Source organism: Stenotrophomonas sp. YJH_SMC_17 (assembly GCF_059371655.1).
Window position 1 is genome coordinate 23706 of record NZ_JCAFUU010000001.1, and the last position, 22404, is coordinate 46109.

Here is a 22404-nt window from a genome sequence, read left to right on the forward strand (position 1 = left end):
GTTTGCCGCGAAGCGCAGCCTAGCGTGGGCTCGGCTCTACACAAGAAGCGGGCTACCTTGCGCCGTCCAGCGCCTGCCGCAGCGAGGCCACGGTGGCGGTAGCGGTCTGGCTCCAGTCCGGGTCCAGCCCGCGCAGGGCCGGGTTGTGGAACTGCATGGCCGAGCGCCGCAGTCCCTTGGCCGAGGCGTGCAGTTCGGTGCAGCCGGTCCGTCGCGCAACGGCCGCGATGTTGGCCGGACCCAGCCCGGCACCTGCCATCATCGCAATACGTCCGGCGGCCTGGGTAACCAGCCCCGCCAGAACATCGGCGCCGGCCTCGGCGCTGACCTGGCCGCCGGACGTCAGCACACGCTGGCAGCCGAGCCCGATCACCTGCTCCAGCGCCGCCGACAGATCGCGAGCCGCGTCGAACGCGCGATGGAAGGTCACCTGCAACGGCCCGGCGGCCTGGACCAGCTCGCGGCACAACGCCACGTCAACACCGCCCTGCACATCCATCGCGCCGATCACCACGCCATCGCACCCCAGCGCGCGGCACTGCGCGATGTCACGCAGCATCAGTTCGGTTTCCAGCGCGTCGTAGTGGAAGTCGCCCGGGCGCGGCCGCACCAGCACGAACAGCGGGATCGACAGGCGTTCGCGTGTGATCGCGATGCTGGCGAAGGACGGCGTGGTGCCGCCCTCGGCCAGGTTGTCGAACAGTTCGATACGGTCGGCGCCGCCGGCCTGCGCGGCCAGCGCCGAGGCCAGCGAGTTGCTGGCGATCTCCAGGGTCAGGCGCGTGCTCACGCCTGGGTGCTCGTGTAGATCGACGGCGAGTCGCGCAGGTCATCCTGGCGCTGCGCATCGCACACGGCGTAGACGAAACCGCGATGCAGCGCGTAGGCGCCCACCTCGCCCTGCTTGTTCATGGCCAGGAAGCACACCTGCAACGTTCTGCTCGCTTCCGGGCGCTTGCGCACCACGCGGACGATCGCTTCGCGGCAGGCCTGCGCCGGCGAGCGCCCCTGGCGCATCAGTTCGACCACCAGGAACGAGGCGGCGTTGCGGATCATCTCCTCGCCCACGCCCGAGGCAGTGGCTGCACCGACGTCGTTGTCGACGTAGAGGCCGGCACCGATGATCGGGCTGTCGCCAACGCGACCGTGCAGTTTCCACGCCATGCCACTGGTGGTGCAGGCACCGGCCAGATGGCCCTTGGCATCCAGTGCCAGCATGCCGATGGTGTCGTGGTTGTCGCTGTTGCCGGGAATACCACGGCGCTCGGCATTGATCTGCGGCTGGTACTTTTCGGTCTTCAGCCACTCGCGCCAGGCCGCCTCGGCCTGCGGCGTCAGCAGGTGCTGGCGTTCGAAGCCCTGCTGCACCGCGAACTGCTGCGCGCCCTCGCCAACCAGAAGTACATGCGGACTGTTCTCCATGACTTTGCGGGCCACCGACACCGGATGCAGGATGTCGACCAGTGCGGCCACCGCGCCACAGCGGCCATCGCCATCCATGATGCTGGCGTCCAGGCTCAGCACGCCGTCGCGATCCGGGTTGCCGCAATGGCCGACGGTGGGGTTGCACAGGTCGCTCTCGGCCCAGCGTGCGCCGGCCTCGACCGCGTCCAGCGCGCTGCCCCCCTGCGCCAGCACTTTCCATGCGGCCTGGTTGGCCGGCACGCCGAAATCCCAGGTTGAAACCACCTTGGCCCCACCCTGCGTGCGTGCCTGCACGCCCGGCAAAGCCGCCATGCCTGCGGCCAGTGCACCGGCCTGCAGGAACTGCCTGCGATCCACCATCTTCCCCTCCCAGTCTGCAATGCACGGCCGGCCCGATGCCGGCCATGCCGATCAGTCGTGCGTGGGCTGCCGTGCGGCGTGCCAGACCGCTGCGCCGAGCACGCCCAGCTGGCCGTGTTCCACGCGCCACACCGGCACCTGGCGCAGCACTTCGGTCAGCACGCCCTTGTTGAGGAAGCGCTCACGGAAGCGACCGTCGGCCAGGAAATCCTGCACGTGCGCGGAAATGCCGCCGGCCAGGTACACCGAACGTGCACCGACGGCGATCGCTGCGTCGCCCGCCAGGCTGCCCAGCCAGGCACAGAACACCTGTAGCGTCTCCACGGCCAGCGCATCCTCGCCGCTGCGGGCGGCGCCGATCAGCGCCTCGGTGCTGGTCCACGCCGGGGTGGACCCGCGCAGCTCGCACAGGCACGGATACAGGTTCATCAGGCCACTGCCGGACAGCACACGCTCGTTGTCCACATGCGGCCAGCGCTGCAGCAGCTTGCCCAGTACCTGCAGTTCAAGCGCGTTGCCGGCGCCAAGGGAAGCATGGCCGATCTCGCTGGCCAGCACCGGGCGCTCGCCATCAGCGAAACGCAGCGCGGCGCCCAGGCCGGTACCGGCACCCAGCACCAGTGCCGGGAACGCCTGCGCCGGATCGGCGTCGCCGTTCAGTGGCACCAGGGTGTCCGGCTGCAGGTACGGGATGGCCAGCGCCACCGCTTCGAAATCATTGATCAACTGCAGCTCATGCAGACCGGACTGCGCGCGGGTGGCCGACAGCGAGACCGTCCACGGCAGGTTGGAATTGATCAGCACATCGCCATCGAGCAGGCCGGCGATGGCCACCACCGCGGTCTGCACTGGCTGGCTGAGGCCTGCGGTGAAATCAGCAAGGATCGCCGCCAGGCCGGGATGCTCGGCGCACGCGTAGGTGCGATGGCTGCCCAGCCGCGGCGCCTGGCCGGGTTGCGTTTCCGCCAGGGCGAGGCGGGCGAAGGTGCCGCCGACATCGGCGACAACGAGACTGCGCGGAAGACCGCCGCGGGCGGAGTCGGAGGAAACCGGGGACGCTGCTGCGATGGTCACGCTGGCCTGCTTGGATCGATTGAATCGCCCCGATTCTCAGGCATCGGGGCGGCTTTGCCTAGCGTGACAGTGGTTCAGGTTGGCCTACATGCCTTCCTGTTCGGCCACCTGCACACCATCCACCAGCACCCGCAGCCGCTGCGGGCGGAAACCGGCGAACAGCAGCGGCCGGGTACGCTCGACAAGCACTTCATGCCCGGCGATGTGGCGCAGCCACGACTGTACCAGCGAGAACGAGAAATGCGTGCCCGGATGCCACGGATGCTGCACCCAGACCTTCTCGGTGGCGCTCTGCAGCAGCATCGCGCCAGTGAACCAGTGGCGGCTGAGGGTCACCGGCGTAGTGCCGGCCATGAAGCGGATATCCATGCGGGGTCCTTTCGCTGGAGAGGCCTTGCGGCGTATCAGGGCTGGGCAGTCTGCAGGCTGTAGCTGCTGGTGGCGGTGAACACCGCGCCATCGGGCTGGGTGGAGCGTACCTCGACCTTGTGGCTGCCCACCGCCAGATCCGTCGGCAGCGCGCCACGCCACAGGTGAGGCGATGCGGTGGCCTCCGGCGAACGATCGTAGCCGCGCAGGCTGCCAGCCAGATCGTCGGCCACGTTCTCCACCATCAGGCGTGGATCGGGCTGGCTGACCTGCTTCATCGGCTGCCAGGCGCCGCCGTCGACGCGGTACTCGACCACGCTGGCATCCTCGCCCATGTAGACGTTGGCATAGATGCCCCACGCCGGATAGGCGCCCTGGCGCAGCACTTTCGGCGCATGCAGGCCGATCTGCTCGCTGGCCGGCTTGCCTGCCACACGGTACTGCAGCCTGTAGCTGCCATTGCCGGCGACATCCAGCAGCGCATAGCCCTTCGGCGTGCCATCACTCATGGTGCTGTCCGGCACGCCGGCGGCATCCTTGACCCCCGACCAGAACGCGCCGCAGTTGGCGCCGACGTTGTACTCGTGCAGCGGCTTGTCACCGTTCCAGCCTTCGGTTCTGCCGTGGTAGACGTGCTGCTGGGTGTGGCTGTGGCCACTGAGCACCAGCACGTTGCGGAAGTCCTTGAGCAGGTCGAACAGGCGCTGGCGGTCGGCATGGCGGAAGGTCTCGCGCCCTGGCGCCGCGTCGAACAGCGGGATGTGCATGCCCAGCACCAGCAGGCGGTCCTTGTGCAGGCCCTTCAGGTAGCTGGCGAGGAAGGCGAACTGATCTTCGCGCAGGCCACCAACGTACTTCGGCCTGGCCTTCGGGTCATACACCACGTCATCGAGGAACACGAAACTGGCGCCGCCCTCTTCCACCGCGTAGGTATCGGGGCCATAGATGTTGCGCCAGCTGTCCAACGAATGCTCGTCGCTGGCTGCGTCGAAATCGAGGTCGTGGTTGCCTGGCACATGGAACCACGGCACGCCCAGCGACGTGGTGACCTTGTTGATCGCCGGGTACAAGGTCAGGTCGTCGTTGACGATGTCGCCCAGGGTGGTGCCCAGGCGCGCCCTGGTCTGGCCGGCCAGCGGCGCCACGATCGACTGCTGGTAGTAGCCGATGTCCTTCAGGCTGGCGGTCTGCGAATCGGTGAACACCAGCATCTGGAAACCACGGCGGCTGTCATGGCGGTCCGGCTGCAGCGCGAAATCCCAGTTGCGGGTGACGTCGCTGGTCGCGGCGATGCCGCCGTACTTCAGCGCAGGCGAGCCGTTCGGGCGGTAGTGGCGCCAGAACGACGGCAGGCCATCGGTCGCTTTCAGGAAGGCGTAGGCATCCGGCTTGATCACGAACACGGTCTGGCCGTCACGCACCGGAAGGCTGTAGCTGCCATCGGCGGCGGTCTTGACGATGGTCTCGCCGTTGGAGACCTGCACCCCGGCCAGCCCCGGATCGGTGGCACCGCGGCCCGGCTTGCCGTCGCGCTCCAGATAGACCTTGCCAGTGACCACGGTGTCCGCGGCCCAGGCCGGCGAGGTCAGCAACAGGCAGCACAGCCAAGCGGCAGGCAGTTTCATGGGACGGTCCGGTAAAGAAAGACCGCCTATTGTAGATTCCGTTGATGACATCGCGCACGCGGTGGCGCATGCGCCCTGTAGAGCCGAGCCCGTGCTCGGCTGGCTTGAAGCTCCAGAGCAGCCGAGCATGGACTAGGCTCTACAAACCCATCAAAGATGGCGCTTTTCCAGCACCGCCCGCGCATCCTCCAACGACAGCCCGCGCGCGCGCAGCAGCACCAGCAGGTGGTACAGCAGGTCCGAAGCCTCGCCGAGCAGCGCCTCGTCATCCTGCGCCACCGCCGCCAAGGCGGTTTCCACGCCCTCCTCGCCCACCTTCTGCGCGATGCGGCGGATGCCGCCCTCGAACAGGCTGGTGGTGTAGCTGCCCGGTGGCCGCTGCGCCTCGCGCATCGCCACCAGCTGGCCCAGCCCGCCAAGGAAGTCCTTCGGCGCGCCATCGAAGCAGCTCTCCGCACCGGTGTGACAGGTCGGCCCGGCCGGGCGCGCCATCACCAGCAGCGTGTCGGCATCGCAGTCCACGCTGATCGACTGCACCACCAGCACGTTGCCGGACTGCTCGCCCTTGGTCCACAGCCGCTGCTTGCTGCGGCTGAAGAAGGTCATGTGGCCGATGGCCAGGGTCGCCGCCAGCGATTCGGCGCTCACATAGCCCAGCATCAGCACCTGCAGGGTATCGGCATCCTGCACCACCGCAGGCAGCAGGCCTTCGCCCTTGCTCCAGTCCAGCGCCTGCAGCGCATCCAGTGACGGCTTCACTTCAATAGACATCCCGCACCTCGATCTGCTGCCCGCGCAGGTAGCGCTTCAATTCCGGAATGGCGATGGCGCCGCTGTGGAACACGCTGGCGGCCAGCGCGCCATCCACATCGGCCTGGTCGAAGGCTTCGGCGAAGTGCTCCATCGCACCGGCGCCGCCGGAGGCGATCAGCGGCACCTGGCACAATGCCCGCGCCTGCTGCAGCTGCACGACATCGTAGCCACGGCGCACGCCGTCGCTGTCCATGCAGTTCAATACGATCTCGCCGGCACCACGGCGCTGCGCTTCGACGATCCAGTCCAGGGTACGCAACGCCACTGCCTGGGTCTTGTCCGGGTCACCGCTGAAGCGGCGCACCCGCCATTGCCCATCGGGCTCGCGCACCGAATCGACGCCCACCACCACGCACTGTACGCCGAACTCGTCGGCCAGCTCGGTGATCAGTTCCGGGCGCCCCAGCGCGGGCGAGTTGATCGACACCTTGTCGGCACCGGCAAACAGCACGCGCCGGGCGGTCTCCACGCTGTCGATGCCACCGGCCACGCAGAACGGGATATCAATCAGCCGTGCGATGCGCTCGATCCAGGCCACCTCCACCGAACGTGCCTCGGGGCTGGCGCCGATGTCATAGAACACCAGCTCGTCGGCGCCCTGGTCGCGGTAGCGCTGCGCCAGCTCGGCGATGTCGCCCATGTCGACATGGTCACGGAAACGCACGCCCTTGACCACGCGGCCAGCGCGCACGTCCAGGCAGGGAATGATGCGGCGGCTCAACATGCCAGCGCCTCCGCCAGGTCCATGCGCTGTTCCAGCAGCGCCTTGCCGAGGATCGCACCGCCGCAGCCCGCACTTCGCGCTTCGGCAACATCGGCCACGTCACGAATGCCGCCAGAAGCCTGCACCGCCACGCCCGGCAGCAGTGCCGACAGGTGCTGGTAAAGGCTGATGTTGGGCCCGGCCAGCATGCCGTCACGGGCGATGTCGGTGCACAGCAGGTGGCGCATGCCGGCGCGCGCGTAGCGGAGGGCGAGGTCGTCCAGCGTCACCCCGGCGCTCTCGGTCCAGCCGTGCACAGGCAGCTGCCATTGGCCCTGCGCATCCTGGCGGGCATCCAGCGCAATGGTGATGCGCTCGGCACCGAACTCCTCCAGCCAGCCGACCACTTCGTCGGGGCGACGTACTGCCAGCGAACCGACCACCACGCGGGCGGCGCCGGCATCGAGGATGCGCGCCACATCGTCGCGGCCGCGCACGCCACCGCCGGTCTGCACCTGCAACGGGGTCTGTGCACGAATGGATGCCAACAGCGGCGCCAGCGTGTAGCCACCGGCACGTGCGGCATCCAGATCGACCAGGTGCATCCACTTCGCGCCCTGCGCAGCGAAGCCCTGCGCGCGCGGCAGGGGGTCGTCGCCATACGAGGTTTCCTGCGCGTAGTCGCCCTGGCGCAGCCGCACCACGCGGCCATCGCGGATATCCAGCGCGGGGTAGACGATGAAACTCATGCAGCGGTGCCCTCGAGGAAATTGCGCAACATCAGCGAGCCGGTCTCGCCGGAACGCTCGGGATGGAACTGTGCGCCGTAGTAGCGCCCCTGCTCCACCACGGCAGTGAACAGGCCGCCGTGGTCGCAGGCAGCGACGGTGTGGGTATTGAGCGGCGCCGCATAGCTGTGCACGAAATAGGCGCTGGCGCGCTCCGGGACGCCGCGCAGCAGCAGCGATTCGCGCAGCGGCAACAGGCGGTTCCAGCCCATGTGCGGCACGCGGATGCCGCAGGCCGGCACCAGCTTGCGCACCACGCCGGGAATCAGCCCCAGCGTCTCCACGCCCGCTTCCTCGGAGCGTTCGAACAGCAGCTGCATGCCGAGGCAGATCCCCATCAGCGGCACTTCCAGCCGTTGCAACGGCTCGACCAGGCCCTGCGCGTGCAGACGCTGCATACCGGGACCCGCCGCGCCGACGCCGGGCAGGATCACCCGCTGCGCGCCAACCAGCCCATCGGCATCGCGCACCAGCCGAACGCTGGCGCCGAGGCGTTCAAGCGCATAGCGCACCGAACCAAGATTGGCACCGCCCGCGTCGATCAGCGCAACGTCACTCACAGCGCCCCCTTGGTGGTCGGCAACGCCGTGCCCTGCCGGGCCAACGCCGGCCGCAGCGCGCGCGCCAACGCCTTGAAGCAGGCCTCCACCTTGTGATGGTCGTTGTCACCGCGTACCTGCAGGTTGAGGTTCAACCCGCTGGCATCGCACAGCGAACGGAAGAAGTGCGGCACCAGCTCGGTCGGCATGTCGCCCACCCGCTCGCGCTTGAACTCGCCTTCGAACACGAAATACGGCCGGCCGCTGAAATCCAGCGCAGCGCTGGCCAGGGACTCGTCCATCGGCAGGGTGAAGCCATAGCGGCCGATGCCGCGCTTGTCACCCAGCGCTTCGCGCAGGGCCTGGCCCAGGGCCAGCCCGGTGTCCTCGATGGTGTGGTGCTCGTCGATATGCAGGTCGCCCTCGGCCCGGATGTCCAGGGCGAAGCCGCCGTGCTTGCCGATCTGCTCCAGCATATGGTCGAAGAACGGCAGGCCGGTGTGGATGTTGGCATCGCCGGCACGGTCCAGGTCCAGTTCGACGTGGATCTTCGTCTCCTTGGTGTTGCGCTGGACCACGGCAGTACGCGGTGCATCGGCCAGGGCATGTGCGATACCGGCCCAATCCCACTCGCCGCCGAACTGTTCGGTGCGCAGCTGGAAACCCCGGATGTTGAGGTTATCGGCGAACTGCAGGTCGGTGAGGCGATCGCCGACCATGCCGGAGCGCGCCCAGTCGATGCTGCGGTCCTGCAGGTAGGCTGTCATCAGCCCGATGCCCGGCTTGCGCGTGGGTGCATTGTCCTGCGGCCAACTGCAGTCGATCAGCACGTCACGGAAGCGGATGCCCTGGCTTTCGAAGATCTGCAGCATCAGGTCGTTGGGGCCATCGAAGCTGGCGCGCGGGTAGCTTTCGCTGCCCAGGCCATCCTGGTTGGTGACGATCACGAACTGGTAGCCGGCATCGCGCAGCTTCAGCAGGGCCGGGATCACCTGCGGCACGAAGCGCAGCTTTTCGTAGGCGTCGATCTGGAAATCGGCCGGCTCCTCGATGAGGGTGCCGTCGCGATCGATGAACAGGATCGGGGTCATGCTGCGGCCCTCCCCGCCGACAGGGCCGCAAGCACGCGGTCGTTTTCTTCGGGGCTGCCGATGCTGATGCGCAGGGCATCGCCCAGCTGCGGCGCGGCGCGCTGGTCACGCACCACCACGCCAGCCGCCAGCAGTGCATCGAATGCGGCCTGCGCATCGCTGAAGCGAACCAGCAGGTAGTTGCCGGACGAGGCATACACGCGGCGCACGCCGGGCAGGCTGGGCAACGCTACGCGCAGCCGCTCGCGCTCGGCGATGACCGTCGCCACGCGCTCAGCGGTGCGTGCCAGTGTGGCCGGTTGCAGCGCCTGCACCGCCAGTTCCGCACAGGGCGTCGGCACCGGGTACGGCGCCTGGCAGCGGCGCAGCACGGCAATCAGTTCCGGAGCTGCGATCAGGGTACCGATGCGCGAGGCGGCAAGCGCGTGCGCCTTCGACAGCGTGCGCAGTACCGCAAGGTTGGCGTGCGCAGCCAGCAGCGTGGTTGCCGACGGACGCTGCGCGTACTCGACGTAGGCCTCGTCCACCACCACCAGTGCCTGCCCGCGCAACGCCACCACCACGCGCTCTACCTCGTCCAGGCTGATATCGCTGCCGGCCGGGTTCGACGGTGCACACAGGAACACCAGCTTGGCATTGCGCGCGGTGGCGGTGTCGATCACCGCATCCAGATCAGCACGCAGGCCATCCTCGCTGTCCACGAGCGGCACTTCAATCAGTGTGGCGCCTTGCAGGCGTGCGCAGACGGCGTACATGCCGAACACCGGCGGCGTGACCAGCACGCCATCGCGGCCCGGCACGCACAGCGCGCGCACCAGCAGATCGATGGCCTCGTCACTACCGCGCCCGATCAGCAGCTGCTGCGGCTGCACGCCATACAGTGCGGCCAGGCCTTCGCGCAGCGCCAAGGGCTGTGGTTCGGGATAGCGCCGGCTGCTGCCTGCACCATCAGCGGGATTGGCCCAGGCCGACTCATTGGCGTTCAACCAGACCTCGCCCTGCACCGCCGCACTGCGCGCCGAGGTGTAGCCGGCAAAGGCCTGCAGGTCCGGGCGCACCAGTGCCAGCACGTCATCAATGGCGGTGCTCATGCGGCAGCCTCCATGCGCAGGGCGACCGCACGTTCGTGCGCGTCGAGGCCCTCGGCACTGGCGATGACGCGCGCGCAGGCGCCGATCGCGGCCAGGCCGGCGGCGCTGGCGCTCTGCACGCTGATCAGGTTCTGGAAGCTGGCAACGCTGACGCCGCTGTAGGCACGCGCGGCACCGGCGGTCGGCAGCACATGGTTGGTGCCGCTGCAGTAGTCGCCCAGTGCTTCGGGGGTGTAATCCCCCAGGAACACCGAGCCGGCCGCCTGCACCTTGTCCAGCCATGCGCGCGGGTCGCGCAGGGCCAGGATCAGGTGCTCGGGCGCATAGCGGTTGCTGATCGCGAAGGCTTCGTCCAGCGAATCGACCTGGATCAGGCGCGAGGCCGACAGCGCCTGGCGTGCGATCTGCTGGCGCGGCAGCACGGCCACCTGGCGCTCCACTTCGGCCTCGACCGCCGCCAGCATCGCCGCATCGTCGGTCAGCAGCAGCACCTGCGAATCCGGGCCGTGCTCGGCCTGCGACAGAAGATCGGCCGCCACGAACGCCGGATTGGCACCGGCATCGGCGATCACCAGCACTTCCGACGGACCTGCCGGCATGTCGATGGCGGCGGCGCCATCCTGTGCGACCTGCTGCTTGGCTTCGGTGACGAAGCTGTTGCCGGGCCCGAACAGCTTGTCGCAGGCGGGAATGCTGTCGGTGCCATAGGCCATCGCGGCAATCGCCTGCGCGCCGCCGAGCTTGAACACGCGCTGCACGCCGGTCAGCCGCGCGGCCACCAGCACCGCAGGATCGGCCGTGCCGTCGGCGCGTGGCGGCGTGCACAGGACCACCTGCGGGCAACCCGCCAGCTGTGCCGGCACGCCCAGCATCAACGCAGTGGACGGCAGCGGTGCGCTGCCCGCTGGCACGTACAGGCCGACCCGGCCGATCGGCCGCAGCATGCGCTCGCAGACCACGCCCGGTGCGGTTTCCACGGCATAGCCCTTGCCCATGCCGGCCTCATGGAAGCGCGTGATGCGCTCGGCAGCTTCGACCATCGCCTGGCGCAGTTCGGCCGGCACGGTGGCTTCGGCTGCGGCGAACTCCGCGTCGCTCACTTCAAACGACGTCAGTTCGACGCGATCGAAACGTGCGGTGATGGCGCGCAACGCCTCGTCGCCCTCTGACCGTACCTGCGCGATCAGCGCGGCCACGGCATCACGGGTCTGCTGCGCCACGGTCTGCACCGGGCGGGTCAGCGCCGCGCTGCGGGCGGCTTCATCAAGTCGGGACCAGATCAGACGATTCATGCCAGCGACCGCTCCACGCTCAACACCATCAGGCCCTGCGCGCCAGCGCGCTCCAGTTCTTCCATGCGCTGCCAGCTCAACGGGCCGGGGCACATGGTCTGCAGGCGCAGCGCACCGCCATCGGCCGGCAGCCGCACCAGCGGTTCGGCATCGGCCAGCAGCTGCGCCAGCGCGTCCACCCGGTCCTCGCTGGCGCGGAACATCAGCAGCTTGCGGTCCTGGCGCTGCACCACGCCGTCGAGACGGCGCAACAGCATCGCGCGCAGCGACGCGCGTGCGTCATCCGGCACCCGAACCGCACCGGCCAGCACTGCCTCGCTGTCGAGCAGGTTGTGCACCGGGGTCAACTGGTTGGCGCGCAGCGTGGCGCCGCTGGAGACCAGGTCGCAGATCAGGTCGGCGGTACCCAGGCGCGGGGCGATTTCCACCGAACCGGACAGCTCGACCACCTGCGCATCCACGCCCTGCTCACCCAGCCACTGCTTGAGGATCGCCGGGTAACTGGTGGCGATGCGGGTGCCGGCCAGCTGCGCCGGGCCCTGCCACTGCCATTCCTCGGGCACCGCCAGCATCAGCCGGCACTGGCCGAAGCCCAGCCCGCGCAGCGCCTGGTAGGCATCGGGCAGGCCGATCTGACGGCGGGCCGCGGCCTGCTCATCCAGCTCGTTGCGGCCGACGATGCCGAGGTCGCAGACGCCATCGGCGATCAGGCCGGGGATGTCATCGTCGCGCACCAGCAGCAGGTCCACCGGCAGCGATTCGCCGTAGCAGAACAGCTTGTCGCGGCTCTCGCGCCAGCTCAGGCCACAGGCACTGAGCAGGTTGCGGGCGGGCTCGGCCAGCCGGCCACTCTTCTGGATGGCGATACGCAGCCGGTCGCGTGCCGGCGCTGCCTGGGTTGCACTCATGGGGGAGGTCTCGAAGTTCAGAACGGGGCGCGGATCAGCGCGAAGCAAGGTGGTCGATGGCGGCGGCATAGCCTCGATGGCCATGCTCGAGCGTTCGCGCCACCCGTCCGGTGGTGGTCACGCTGACGCCGGTGCGCTCGTGGATCTCGCGGTAAGGCACGCCCTGCTGCAGCAGCGGCACCACTTTCCAACGGTCGGCCATGGCCTCCAGCTCGGCCGGGGTGCACAAGTCGCGCAGGAAGGCCTCCACCTGCTCCGGCTCGCGCAGGGCAGCAAAGGCCCGGGCCAGGGCTTCCAGGTCGGCCTTCGGGTCTTTGGCGGCAATCTCGGGGCGGGCTTTCACGGGGTCGTTTCCATGCATCAATGTAATAGCGCATTAGTACATTAGCGCATTCTTGCGCAGTGCGTCAAATCGAGGGTTGAGGGGGCGGCAGGGCTGCTGCCCTGCACCCGCAGAAGCTGGAGCAAAGGCCAAAGCTGGTTGCTGAGGGTTGGCGGGATGGATCCGGTTGAGGGGGCGCTGCAAGTACGTCCATGTAAGCTCGGTCGCCGCATCCATGCGGCTCACGCCCCCTCAACCGGACCCACCCCGCCTTCGACAGTTTTCCGCGATCTGCTGGATCTCGCTGGGAAAGTGATCGAGAACAGCTTTTGTAGAGTCGAGCCATGCTCGACTGGGCTTCGTCCGGAAACGCAGAACGCCCACCAAAGGGCGGGCGTTCTGCTTTCAAATCAACAACCTGGGCCGACTCAAGGCAGGCAGCGCACCTCGCCCTGCAGCGCCCCACGCCGCAGGCATTCGCCGAACAGGCTGCCCTGCCGGCTCGGCAGCGGCTGGATGTTCTCCAACACACCCTCGCCCGCCGCGCACGTCCGAGCGGCCAGGGCTCGCAGGTCATCCTCCAGCTGCGCGCGGTCGATCACGTGGCAGCGATCGACCTGCAGCCGGTAGTGTGCCGGCCCCATCCGTGCACTGTGCAGCGCCGGGTCGCTCTGGCAGCCCGCCAGCAGAAGCACGCTCAACGCCCCTGCGGCGGCCCGCATCACGCCATCGCCTTGGACTGCTCCAGCTCCACCTGCAGGGTGCTGGCCAGCTCGTCGCGGGAGACTTCGAACTGCTGCTCGCGCAGCAGGTCCTTCACCGCCACCACGCCACGCGCCAGCTCATCCTCACCCGCCAGCACCACGAAGCGGATACCCGCCTTTGCCGCGTACTGGAACTGCTTGCCGATCTTCTTCGGCTCCATCTGCACTTCGGTGTTGATGCCACCGGCGCGCAGGCGGCGGGCAATGTCCAGCGACTGCGCCATGCCCTGCTCGTCCATCAGCGCCACCAGCGCCTGCACGCTGCTGGCTTCGATCCCGTCGATGAGGCCGGCCTCGCGCAGCTGCCAGAACAGGCGCGACAGGCCGATGGAGATGCCCACGCCCGGCAACTTGGACTTGCTGTAGTGGCTGGCCAGGTCTTCATAGCGGCCACCCGAGCAGATCGAGCCGATCTGCGGATGGTCGGTCAGCGTGGTCTCGTACACGGTACCGGTGTAGTAATCCAGGCCGCGGGCGATGGAGAAGTTCAGGCAGTACGCGCTTTCCGGCACGCCCAGCGCCTGTACCAACTGCAGCACTTCGCGCAGTTCGGCCACGCCGGCGCGCAGGGTGTCCGACGATGCAGCATTGGCTTCCAGCGCCGCCAGCTGGGCCAGCGCATCGGCATGGCCCTGCGAACGCACGGCCACGAACGCCAGGATCTTCTCGACCTGTTCGGCCGGAATCCCGAAGCCGTCGCCCACCAGCGTGTCGCGCACGTAATCGGCGCCGCGCTTGTCCAGCTTGTCCACTTCACGCAGCACGGCCAGCTGGCGCTCGCCCTCGGCCACGCCCAGGCTTTCGAAGAAGCCGCGCATCAGCTTGCGGTTGTTCAACTGGATGCTGAAATCGCCGATGCGCAGTTCCGAGAACACCGCATGGATGACCGCCAGCACTTCGGCGTCGTAGCGCACGCTCAGGCTGTCCTTGCCGATCACATCGATGTCGCACTGGTAGAACTCGCGGAAACGACCGCGCTGGGCACGTTCGCCACGGTACACGCGCTGCATCTGGTAGCGGCGGAACGGGAAGGTCAGCTCGTGTTCGTGCTCGGCCACGTAGCGGGCCAGCGGCACGGTCAGGTCGAAACGCAGCGCCATTTCCGGCAGCGAACGATCACCCGATTCGGCGGCGTTGGCCAGCGCACCGGTGGACTGAACGAAATACACCTGGCGCTCGGTCTCGCCACCGGACTTGGTCAGCAGCACGTCGGACAGCTCGAACACCGGCGTCTCCACCGGCAGGAACCCGAAGCGCTCGTAGTTGCGGCGGATGACGTCCAGCATGCGCTGGAACGCAATCTGCTCGCGCGGCAGCAGTTCAAGGGTGCCGGGCGGGGTACGGGGCTTGATCACGGGCGGAACTCCTGCTGGAACGGGACGTGGGAGGGGGCGACATTCTAGCGCCCCCGCCTCCGGCAAGGTCGAACGGCCGCTTGAAGTATCATAAGGCCCTCCCCGCCCGCGATACGCCCCCGCAACATGTCACGGCCTTCCGGCGCCCCGCCCGCCACCAACGATCCCGCCTCGCCGTCCTGCACCACGCTGGACTGCCTGCACTGCTCGGTTCGCCACCTTGCGGTGTGCTCGGCGCTGTCGCCCGATGAAGTGCAGGCGCTGGAGCAGGTCACTGTTTCGCAGCAGGTGTCGATGGGCAGCACGCTGGCCCGTACCGGCGAAGAGCGCCAGCATGTCTATACATTGACCGGCGGCGCACTGCGCCTGGTGCGCACCCTGGCCGACGGCCGCCGCCAGATCAACGGCTTCGTGCTGCCCGGCGACTACCTGGGGCTGAGCGGCAGTGACCACCACCGCTACGACATCGAGGCCATCGCCGACAGCCGCGTGTGCCGCGTCGCGCTGCCACAGATGAAGGCGCTGCGCAGCCGCTTCCCGCATCTGGAGCGCAAGCTGCTGCAGCGTGCCTGCCAGGAGCTGGACGCTGCACAGGACGCCGCGCTGGCACTGGCGCGCCTGCAGCCGGCCGAGAAACTGGCCGACTTCCTGCTGCGCCTGGCTGCGCGCGAGGCCAAGCTGGGCGGCGATGGCCTGCGCGTCTCGCTGCCGATGGGCCGTGGCGATATCGCCGACCACCTGGGCCTGACCATGGAAACGGTCAGCCGCACCTTCACCAAGCTTCGCCAGCAGGGGCTGATCGCCCTGCCCCACCTTAATGTGGTGGAGATCCTCGACGAGGACGGACTGCGCGGACTGGCGGGCGAAGGCCTGGCCTGACCTCCGCCTGCGCTCGCCGGGCATGGCCCGGCGCTGCCCCGCTCGCTGACCTTCGGCAGCGCCGGGCCATGCCCGGTGGCTCCTGCTCAACCCAACAACACCTCGCGCAACGCCGCATACTCCGCGGCCAACGGTTCCGCGTGCGCAGGCCGCTGCAACAGTGCATCCAGCGCCGGCGGCACCGCCACCGCTTCGCCGATCAACGGCTCGACCACTGCTTCGAACTTGGCCGGATGCGCAGTGGCCACCACGGCCCAGTCACCCTTGGCGCCGCGCGCACGCAGGTCCTGCAGCACCTTCACCGCCGTCGCCGTGTGCGGGCAGAACAGCTCACCACGGCTCGCATGCGCACTGGCGATGGTGGCACGAATGGTCACGTCGTCCACCGCGAACGCACGGAACGCCGCACGCAGCTCGGCGTCATCGCCGTGGTAAAGCCAGCGCAGGCGCTCGAAGTTGCTCGGCGCGCCCACGTCCATGGCATTGGCCACGGTGGCCACGCTGGCCTGCGGCTGGTAGTCACCGCCATTGAAGTACGCCGGCAGCACCGCGTTGGCATTGGTCGCAAGCACGATCTGCCCGATCGGCACGCCCAACGCGCGCGCCAGCACCGCGGCCATGGCATTGCCAAGGTTGCCGGTCGGCACCACCAGGTTGAGCCGGCGACGGGTTTCAGCATGATGGGTCAGTGCCGCATGCGCGTAGTAGCTCATCTGCGGCAGCAAGCGACCCAGGCTGATGCTGTTGGCCGAGCTCAGCGGCACCTGCGCCTGCAGTTCGCGGTCAGCCAGCGCCTGCTTGACCATCGCTTGGCAGTCGTCGAACGCACCGGCCACGCGCAGCGCCTGGATGTTGTCTCCGAAGCAGCCGAGCTGGTGTGCCTGGCGCGGTGACACGCGGCCATCCGGATACAGCACCACCACCCGCACGCCGGGCTGGCGATGGAACGCCGCCGCCACCGCGGCACCGGTATCGCCGGAGGTGGCGACGACGATCGTCAGGTCGCGATCCTGGCCAGCCTGCAGCCGCGACAACGTACCGGCCAGGAAACGCGCGCCGATATCCTTGAACGCCGCCGTCGGCCCATGGAACAGCTCCAGTACGTGGTCGCCATCGCCGAGCGGGCGCAGCGGCACCGGGAAGTCGAAGGCTTCATGGCAGATTGACGACAGCGCGGACGCCAGCGCATCGCCGGCAAAGAACGGTGCCAGCAGATCGGTGGCGGTATCGGCCAGCGTCGCACCCGCCTGCAGCTCACGCGGCATCGGCAGCACCTGGGGCACATAAAGCCCACCATCAGGCGCCAGTCCTGCGGCGATGGCCGCACTGAGGCCAACGGCCGGAGACTGGCCGCGGGTCGAAACAAATTGCATGGGTTGGGTATCCAGTAAGGGAGAAGGATTCAGCACAGCCGGGCTCCCGACGCGTCCAGCGGCGACACCCAGGCATCGCTGCCGAAACCGGCGGCAGCGAAGGCGGCCTGCACCGGTACCGCAGCGGCGCGGGCCTGGTCGGCGTCCTCGAACCAGGCAAACACGCTGGGGCCCGCGCCCGAAATGCCCGCGCCCATCGCATGGGCAGACAGCGCCGCATCGCGTGCGGCCTCGAAGCCCGCAATCAGGCCGGCGCGTCGCGGCTCCACCAGCACATCGCGCAGGCCGGCACGGACCAGCGCGGCGTCGCTGCGATGGCAACCGCTGAGTACCAGCGCGAGGTTCGCACTCTGTGCCACGAACTCACCCAGCGCGTAGCTACCCTGCAACGCCTGGCGCGCGCGCCGTGTTTCCAGCACCGCGTGCGGATGCACCAGCAGGCTGTGCCAGTTGGCCGGCACCGGAATCGGCAGCAGGCGGTCGGCGGTGCACAGCGCGAGACCACCCAGCAGCAACGGACCCACGTTGTCACCGTGGCGGCCCCCGCTGGCCACCGCCTCGCCATCCAGCGCGAACGGGTACAGCGCCTCGCGCGACAGTGGCGCATCCAGCAGCGCGTTGGCGGCCACCAGCGCCGCCACGCATGACGCCGCCGATCCGCCCATGCCCGAGCCAAATGGGATGCCCTTGTCGATCTCGATCGCAAAGCCGAACGCCAGCCCCAGCTGCTCGCGCAGTGAGATCAACGCAGCTCCAGCCGTATTGCCGGCCGCTTCCAACGGCAGCTCGACCGCGCTGCCACGGATCGCCTCGATGCGCACCACCGGTTCATCGATGCGGCGAACGCTCACCGTATCGCCAACACCGGCGATGGCATGACCAAGAATGTCGAAGCCCACTGCAACATTGGCCACCGACGCAGGCGCGAACGCACGTGCGATCACAGGCGTGCTCCTTCACCGGCGGCCACCCGCAGCAGGTCGGCGAACACACCGGCGGCGGTCACTTCCGGGCCAGCGCCCGGCCCCTGCACCACCAACGGGTTGTCGCAGTATCGGCGGGTACGGAACTGCACCACGTTGTCGGTCAGGCGCAGGTTGGCGAAGGCGTGATCGGCGGGCAGTTCCTGCAGGCCGACCGAAGCACCATCGGCGCCCAGCCGTGCCACATAGCGCAGCACGGCACCGCGCGCCCGCGCATCGTGCAACCGCTGCAGCAGGCTGGCATCGGACTCGCCCAGCCGCGCCATGAAGTCATCCACACCGCCCGCGCGCAGCAGTGCCGGCACCAGGCTTTCTACCTGCACCTGCTCCAGACTGAGCGCGTGGCCGGCCTCGCGCGCCAGGATCACCAGCTTGCGTGCCACGTCCACGCCGGACAGGTCATCGCGCGGGTCCGGCTCGGTGTAGCCCATCGAACGCGCCTGCGCGACCAGCGAAGAAAACGGCTGGCTGCCGTCGAAGCGGTTGAACAGCCAAGCCAGCGTACCGGAGAAAATACCCTCGATCGCCAGCACCTCGTCGCCCGTATCCACCAGATCACGCAGCGTGGTGATTACCGGCAGGCCCGCACCCACCGTGGCCTCGTAGCGGAAGCGTGCGCCACTGGCCGCCGCGGCGGCGCGGATGCGCTGGTAGCGCGGCAGCGGCCCGGCACCGGCCTGTTTGTTCGGGGTGACCACATGGATGCCGGCCGCCAGCCAGCCCTCGTAGCGCTCGGCCACGTCAGCGCTGCCACTGCAATCGATCACCACCGCGTGCGGCAGGTGCGCGGCCAGCAGGTGTTCGGTGAAACGATCCAGGTCGCTGCACTCGCCCGCTTCCTGCAGTGCCTCCCGCCAATCGGCATGCAGGCCGTCCACTTCCAGCCGCATGCGCGAGCGCGAGGCCAGCGCACGCAGGCGCAGGTCGACATTGGCCTTGGCCAGCAGCTGCGGGCGTGCCGCCAGCAGCTGGTCCAGCAGTGCCGCGCCGACATTGCCCGGCCCGATCACGCCCACCGCAAACGTCTGCGGCGACAGCCAGAAGCCGGCATGTGCAGCACGCAATGCCCGGGTGGCGTCGGCACTGTCCACCGCCACCGAAATGTTGCGCTCCGACGAGCCCTGCGCGATCGCCAGGATGTTCACCCGCGCACGCCCCAGTGCCTCGAACAGCCGCGCCGCCACACCGGGCTGGCCGGCCATGCCGTCGCCGACCGCGGCCAGTACGCTGACGCCCTCGCTGACCTGCACGCGCTGCACCTGGCCCACCGACAGCTCGTGCGCGAATGCGTGCAGCAGCGCCTCGCGACCGCGTGCGGCCTCGGCGACCCGCACCACGCAGCAGATCGAATGCTCCGAAGACCCCTGCGAGATCATCACCACCGACACCTGTGCCTGGCGCAGGGCCGCGAACACGCGCTCGGCCGTACCGGGTACACCGATCAAGCCGGTGCCTTCCAGGTTCAGCAGCGCCAGCCCGGGGCTCAGGGTCAGCCCCTTCACCGGCCCACGCGGCGAGCGCTCGGCAGAGATGCGCGTACCCGGATGCGCCGGCTGGAACGTGTTGCGGATGAAGATCGGCAGGCCCAGGCGGATCGCTGGCGACATCGTCTGCGGATGCACCACCTTGGCGCCGAAGTAGGCCAGTTCGCAGGCTTCGTCGTAACTCAGCGATTCCAGCTGCACCGCCTCGGGCACCAGCCGCGGGTCGGCCGACAGCACGCCGTCGACATCGGTCCAGATGTGCAGCTCATCGGCATTGAACAGCGCGGCGAAGATCGCACCGGAGTAGTCGCTGCCGTTGCGGCCGAGCGTGGTGATGCGGTCATGGCGGTCACGGGCCACGAAGCCGGTGGCGACCAGGCGCGACTGGGGATGCTGCAGGCGCCATCTGGCCAAGCGGTCAGCGCTGGCTTCCCAGTCGACATCCACGCCGAGTTCGCCGTGCCCGACCACCAACACGTCACGCGCGTCGAGTACTGCGCAGTCTTCGCCCAGCGCGCGCAGATGCGTGCCGAGCAGCTGAGCGGAAAACACTTCGCCCAGGCCCTGCACACGGTCGAGCACCTCGCCGGGCAGCTCGCCGATCACCGCCAGCGCTGCCAGCACTTCGGCGAGCTGGTCGAAGCGGGCATCGATCCAGTCCACGGTGTCGCCCACCTGCTCGCCGAGCAGCGCCACGGCAGCGCCGCGATGACGGGCGCGCAACGCGTGCCAGGCCTCGCGCCAGCCCTCATCGCCCTTGGCCGCCAGCTGCGCCAGCTCGATCAAGGCGTCGGTGACGCCCTTCATCGCCGAGACGACAGTGACCTGCAGCGATTCGGGACGGGCCAGCAGCAGGCCGGCAACATGGCGATAGCGTTCGGCATCGGCCACCGAGGTGCCGCCGAACTTGTGCACGACAGTGGACGGCGCAGCCAAATCGGCCAGGGCAACGGGATGGGCGGGGGCGTGGGAAGACATGCAGACCTCGGCAGGAGGCCCCGTCGCATGCAGGTGTCGAGTCTCCCCGCCACCTGGATGGTGCGGGGCCGTGGTTTTCGGGAGTTACACGAAGACGACGGGCCGCACCAGGCGAGTGGTGACGGTGGTGGTGGTAATGGTGGTGGTGGCGACCGGCGCAGTCGAACGGCCCGCAGTGGCGGGGGCGATCAGGCTGGCGTGGGCGGCATCAAGGACCATGGCGTACAGAAAACACTGCGCGCCGGGCGGCTGTCAAGTGCTGCGGTGCAAAAATCCGCTGCGGCGATCATCGGTCAACGTGCCGGCATTTGGTTGCAACTGAGACAAAGTCGACATCAGCACGCTTGCTGACCCTATTCAGCCGGCATGTTCGGCGATTGCCCGCGGCGTGCGATGTGCATGCGCGCACAGCATCACGCCCGCCACCAGGAACACGATTGCCAGCGCCTCCAGCAGCGTCGGCCAACGCCGCTGCCAGGCGAAGGCGTACAGCAGCGCGAACAGGGTTTCGAACACGATCATCTGCCCGGTGAGCGTCAGTGGCAGCAGGCGACTGGCCCGGTTCCAGAATGCGTTGCCGAGGATCGAGGCCACCACTGCCACACCGGCACTGATCGCCCAGAACCCGCTCCATTGCGCCGCCGAATGGCTGCCGGTGTCGCCGATGAGGGCCATCGGCACCAGCAGCAGGGCCAGGCCGCCGGTGGTGACGCCGGTCAGCAGTGACCAGTCGTGGCTGGACAGGTCCGGCCGTCGCGCCAGCCAGCGGCTGTTGCCGATCGAGTACAGCGCCCACGAGAACAGCGCACCGAACGCGCATAACAGGCCGATCAGGCGCTGCCGCCACGGGGTTGCCAGGTGCTCGGACATCAGGGCTTCCCAGCCGACCAGGGCCACGCCGAGCACGCACAGGCCCAGCGCCGGCAGCAGCTGCTTCAGCGGCACCGCGCCCTGCTCACGCACGCCGACCAGGGTGACCACCACCGGAATCAGGCCGACGATCAGCGACGCCGCCGCACCACCGGCCCATTGCACGGCGGTGGCCAGCAGCAGGAAGTACACCAGGTTGCCGGCCAGGCTCAGCCATAGCAGGCCGATCCATTCGGCGCGGCCAAGCTTCGTCGCCAGCCGTTTCCAGCGCGGCAACAGCAGCACCACCGCGATCAGGCCATAGACCAGATAGCGGCCGGCCGATAGTTGCAGGGCATTGAAGGACTGCAGCACGGCGGGCGCGAGAAAGACCACGCCCCACAGCGCGCCGGCAGCAACGCCATTGGCGATGCCCAGGGCCATCGGGTTGTTGCGCATTCGGGTTCTTCGGGGGGAGAGAACAGGCCGCGCAGTGTAAGCGCTGGCCAGCGGGCGCTCTTGACCCAGGCTACTGCCCTGCGCTGCCGCTGATCTGTAGAGCCGAGCCCATGCCCGGCTGCGATTGCCCGCTGTGTAGATAACGGCAGCCGAGCGTGGGCTCGGCGCTACAGATCAGATGGCACCCCGGCGCCATGCGGCAGGGGTCTGGCCGCACTCGCGGCGCAGCGCGCGGGTCAGTGCGCTCTGCTCGGAATAGCCTGCAGCGAGCGCGATGTCGCTGATCGACGCGGTGCTGGCGCGCAGCTGGTGCTTGGCCCAGCGCAACCGGCACGCACTGAGCCAGGCCTGCGGACTGAGCCCGAACTCCCGCTGGAACAACGCGTGCAACCGGCTCTCGCTGACACCCACGAACACGGCCATGCGCGCCACCGGCCACGCCTGCCCCGGCTCGGCCCGCACCGCCGCACACAGCCCCTGCATGCGAGCGCCACTGCCGGCAGGTGCAAAGGCCTGCAGCAACTGCGGCAGCAGCGCCGGCATGGGCCGCCCGGCCTGTACATCGGCCAGGCTTCGGCGCAGCGCCAGCGGCAGGTGCAGCCAGCGCTGGCGGCACAGGTGTTCCTGGGTGGCGTCATCGAGCACGCCCGGCGCACAATCCACGATCACGAAACCATTCGGGCCATCGGCCATCTGGTCATGCGCTTCACCGGCCGCGACGAAAGCGCCCTGCAGCAGGTCCAGGCGGCCACCGCGCCCTTCCATCTCGAACTGCAGCTCTCCCTGCAGCGGCAGCACCCACTGCGCATAGTCATGGCGGTCCAGGCCGGTGGCCTGGCCGTAGTGCCGCAGGTGGAAGATGGCGCCCATCCGGGCAGTG

General features: G+C 68.6%; 22 protein-coding genes. 1 reads left to right on the forward strand and 21 read right to left on the reverse strand.

Translation table 11 applies throughout. The features are described 5' to 3' along the window. Positions 1 to 52: 52 nt before the first annotated feature. From AC5P8Z_RS00080 to hisS, 16 genes are all read right to left on the reverse strand, one after another. Positions 53 to 790, reverse strand: coding sequence for a copper homeostasis protein CutC (locus tag AC5P8Z_RS00080; RefSeq protein WP_495227665.1), 738 nt, complete (start codon positions 788 to 790; stop codon positions 53 to 55). Further along, a complete protein-coding gene (locus tag AC5P8Z_RS00085; protein WP_495227666.1) occupies positions 787 to 1785 on the reverse strand; it encodes a glycosylasparaginase in 999 nt (332 codons plus the stop codon). The genes AC5P8Z_RS00080 and AC5P8Z_RS00085 overlap by 4 nt, the downstream gene beginning before the upstream one ends. 51 nt (positions 1786 to 1836) lie before the next feature. Continuing rightward, complete coding sequence (locus AC5P8Z_RS00090) at positions 1837 to 2859, reverse strand: glucokinase (protein WP_295568066.1); 1023 nt, start codon at positions 2857 to 2859, stop codon at positions 1837 to 1839. A gap of 84 nt (positions 2860 to 2943) precedes the next feature. Next, on the reverse strand, positions 2944 to 3228 hold the full coding sequence (locus AC5P8Z_RS00095) for a hypothetical protein (protein WP_006436871.1): 285 nt from the start codon (positions 3226 to 3228) through the stop codon (positions 2944 to 2946). A gap of 35 nt (positions 3229 to 3263) precedes the next feature. Next, positions 3264 to 4853 (reverse strand): calcineurin-like phosphoesterase C-terminal domain-containing protein, encoded by a 1590-nt coding sequence (locus AC5P8Z_RS00100; RefSeq protein WP_286071818.1) that lies wholly within the window; start codon positions 4851 to 4853, stop codon positions 3264 to 3266. 150 nt (positions 4854 to 5003) lie between these two features. Then, on the reverse strand, positions 5004 to 5624 hold the full coding sequence (gene hisIE / locus AC5P8Z_RS00105) for a bifunctional phosphoribosyl-AMP cyclohydrolase/phosphoribosyl-ATP diphosphatase HisIE (RefSeq protein ID WP_495227668.1): 621 nt from the start codon (positions 5622 to 5624) through the stop codon (positions 5004 to 5006). After that, positions 5614 to 6390, reverse strand: a complete 777-nt coding sequence (gene hisF, locus AC5P8Z_RS00110) for an imidazole glycerol phosphate synthase subunit HisF (RefSeq protein WP_495227669.1) — start codon at positions 6388 to 6390, stop codon at positions 5614 to 5616. Before hisF ends, hisIE begins: the two co-directional genes overlap by 11 nt. Next, the gene (gene hisA / locus AC5P8Z_RS00115; RefSeq protein ID WP_495227671.1) at positions 6384 to 7118 is read right to left on the reverse strand and encodes a 1-(5-phosphoribosyl)-5-[(5-phosphoribosylamino)methylideneamino]imidazole-4-carboxamide isomerase; all 735 of its coding nucleotides are present in this window, start codon (positions 7116 to 7118) and stop codon (positions 6384 to 6386) included. Before hisA ends, hisF begins: the two co-directional genes overlap by 7 nt. Next, positions 7115 to 7717 (reverse strand): imidazole glycerol phosphate synthase subunit HisH, encoded by a 603-nt coding sequence (hisH, locus tag AC5P8Z_RS00120; protein ID WP_295573992.1) that lies wholly within the window; start codon positions 7715 to 7717, stop codon positions 7115 to 7117. The genes hisA and hisH overlap by 4 nt, the downstream gene beginning before the upstream one ends. Beyond that, the gene (gene hisB, locus AC5P8Z_RS00125; protein ID WP_286071813.1) at positions 7714 to 8787 is read right to left on the reverse strand and encodes a bifunctional histidinol-phosphatase/imidazoleglycerol-phosphate dehydratase HisB; all 1074 of its coding nucleotides are present in this window, start codon (positions 8785 to 8787) and stop codon (positions 7714 to 7716) included. The genes hisH and hisB overlap by 4 nt, the downstream gene beginning before the upstream one ends. Beyond that, the gene (gene hisC / locus AC5P8Z_RS00130; RefSeq protein WP_495227673.1) at positions 8784 to 9878 is read right to left on the reverse strand and encodes a histidinol-phosphate transaminase; all 1095 of its coding nucleotides are present in this window, start codon (positions 9876 to 9878) and stop codon (positions 8784 to 8786) included. The genes hisB and hisC overlap by 4 nt, the downstream gene beginning before the upstream one ends. Next, the gene (gene hisD / locus AC5P8Z_RS00135) at positions 9875 to 11170 is read right to left on the reverse strand and encodes a histidinol dehydrogenase (RefSeq protein ID WP_495227674.1); all 1296 of its coding nucleotides are present in this window, start codon (positions 11168 to 11170) and stop codon (positions 9875 to 9877) included. The genes hisC and hisD overlap by 4 nt, the downstream gene beginning before the upstream one ends. Further along, entirely contained in the window at positions 11167 to 12078 is a 912-nt protein-coding gene (hisG, locus tag AC5P8Z_RS00140) for an ATP phosphoribosyltransferase (RefSeq protein WP_495227676.1), read from the reverse strand. Before hisG ends, hisD begins: the two co-directional genes overlap by 4 nt. 34 nt (positions 12079 to 12112) lie before the next feature. After that, on the reverse strand, positions 12113 to 12421 hold the full coding sequence (locus tag AC5P8Z_RS00145; protein WP_495227677.1) for a YerC/YecD family TrpR-related protein: 309 nt from the start codon (positions 12419 to 12421) through the stop codon (positions 12113 to 12115). Between the two features lie 407 nt (positions 12422 to 12828). Next, a complete protein-coding gene (locus AC5P8Z_RS00150) occupies positions 12829 to 13095 on the reverse strand; it encodes a hypothetical protein (RefSeq protein WP_495228300.1) in 267 nt (88 codons plus the stop codon). Between the two features lie 26 nt (positions 13096 to 13121). Then, positions 13122 to 14519 carry a histidine--tRNA ligase gene (hisS, locus tag AC5P8Z_RS00155; RefSeq protein WP_495227678.1) on the reverse strand — a complete coding sequence of 466 codons (1398 nt, stop codon included), beginning with the start codon at positions 14517 to 14519 and terminating at the stop codon, positions 13122 to 13124. 126 nt (positions 14520 to 14645) lie between these two features. On the opposite strand from hisS, the gene AC5P8Z_RS00160 reads away from it, so the two are divergent. After that, positions 14646 to 15398, forward strand: a complete 753-nt coding sequence (locus AC5P8Z_RS00160) for a Crp/Fnr family transcriptional regulator (protein WP_106549679.1) — start codon at positions 14646 to 14648, stop codon at positions 15396 to 15398. A gap of 86 nt (positions 15399 to 15484) precedes the next feature. Here the strand turns inward: AC5P8Z_RS00160 and thrC are convergent, their stop codons facing one another. The 5 genes from thrC to AC5P8Z_RS00185 form a co-directional block, all read right to left on the reverse strand. After that, positions 15485 to 16771: a threonine synthase gene (gene thrC, locus AC5P8Z_RS00165; protein WP_495227679.1), complete on the reverse strand. Its 1287-nt coding sequence runs from the start codon at positions 16769 to 16771 to the stop codon at positions 15485 to 15487. Between the two features lie 29 nt (positions 16772 to 16800). After that, a complete protein-coding gene (locus AC5P8Z_RS00170; RefSeq protein WP_286071805.1) occupies positions 16801 to 17715 on the reverse strand; it encodes a homoserine kinase in 915 nt (304 codons plus the stop codon). Beyond that, positions 17712 to 20216: a bifunctional aspartate kinase/homoserine dehydrogenase I gene (gene thrA, locus AC5P8Z_RS00175; protein WP_495227680.1), complete on the reverse strand. Its 2505-nt coding sequence runs from the start codon at positions 20214 to 20216 to the stop codon at positions 17712 to 17714. The genes AC5P8Z_RS00170 and thrA overlap by 4 nt, the downstream gene beginning before the upstream one ends. A 357-nt stretch (positions 20217 to 20573) precedes the next feature. Next, entirely contained in the window at positions 20574 to 21524 is a 951-nt protein-coding gene (locus AC5P8Z_RS00180) for a DMT family transporter (protein WP_495227681.1), read from the reverse strand. 174 nt (positions 21525 to 21698) lie between these two features. Beyond that, a complete protein-coding gene (locus AC5P8Z_RS00185; protein WP_286071802.1) occupies positions 21699 to 22394 on the reverse strand; it encodes a helix-turn-helix domain-containing protein in 696 nt (231 codons plus the stop codon). Positions 22395 to 22404: the final 10 nt, after the last annotated feature.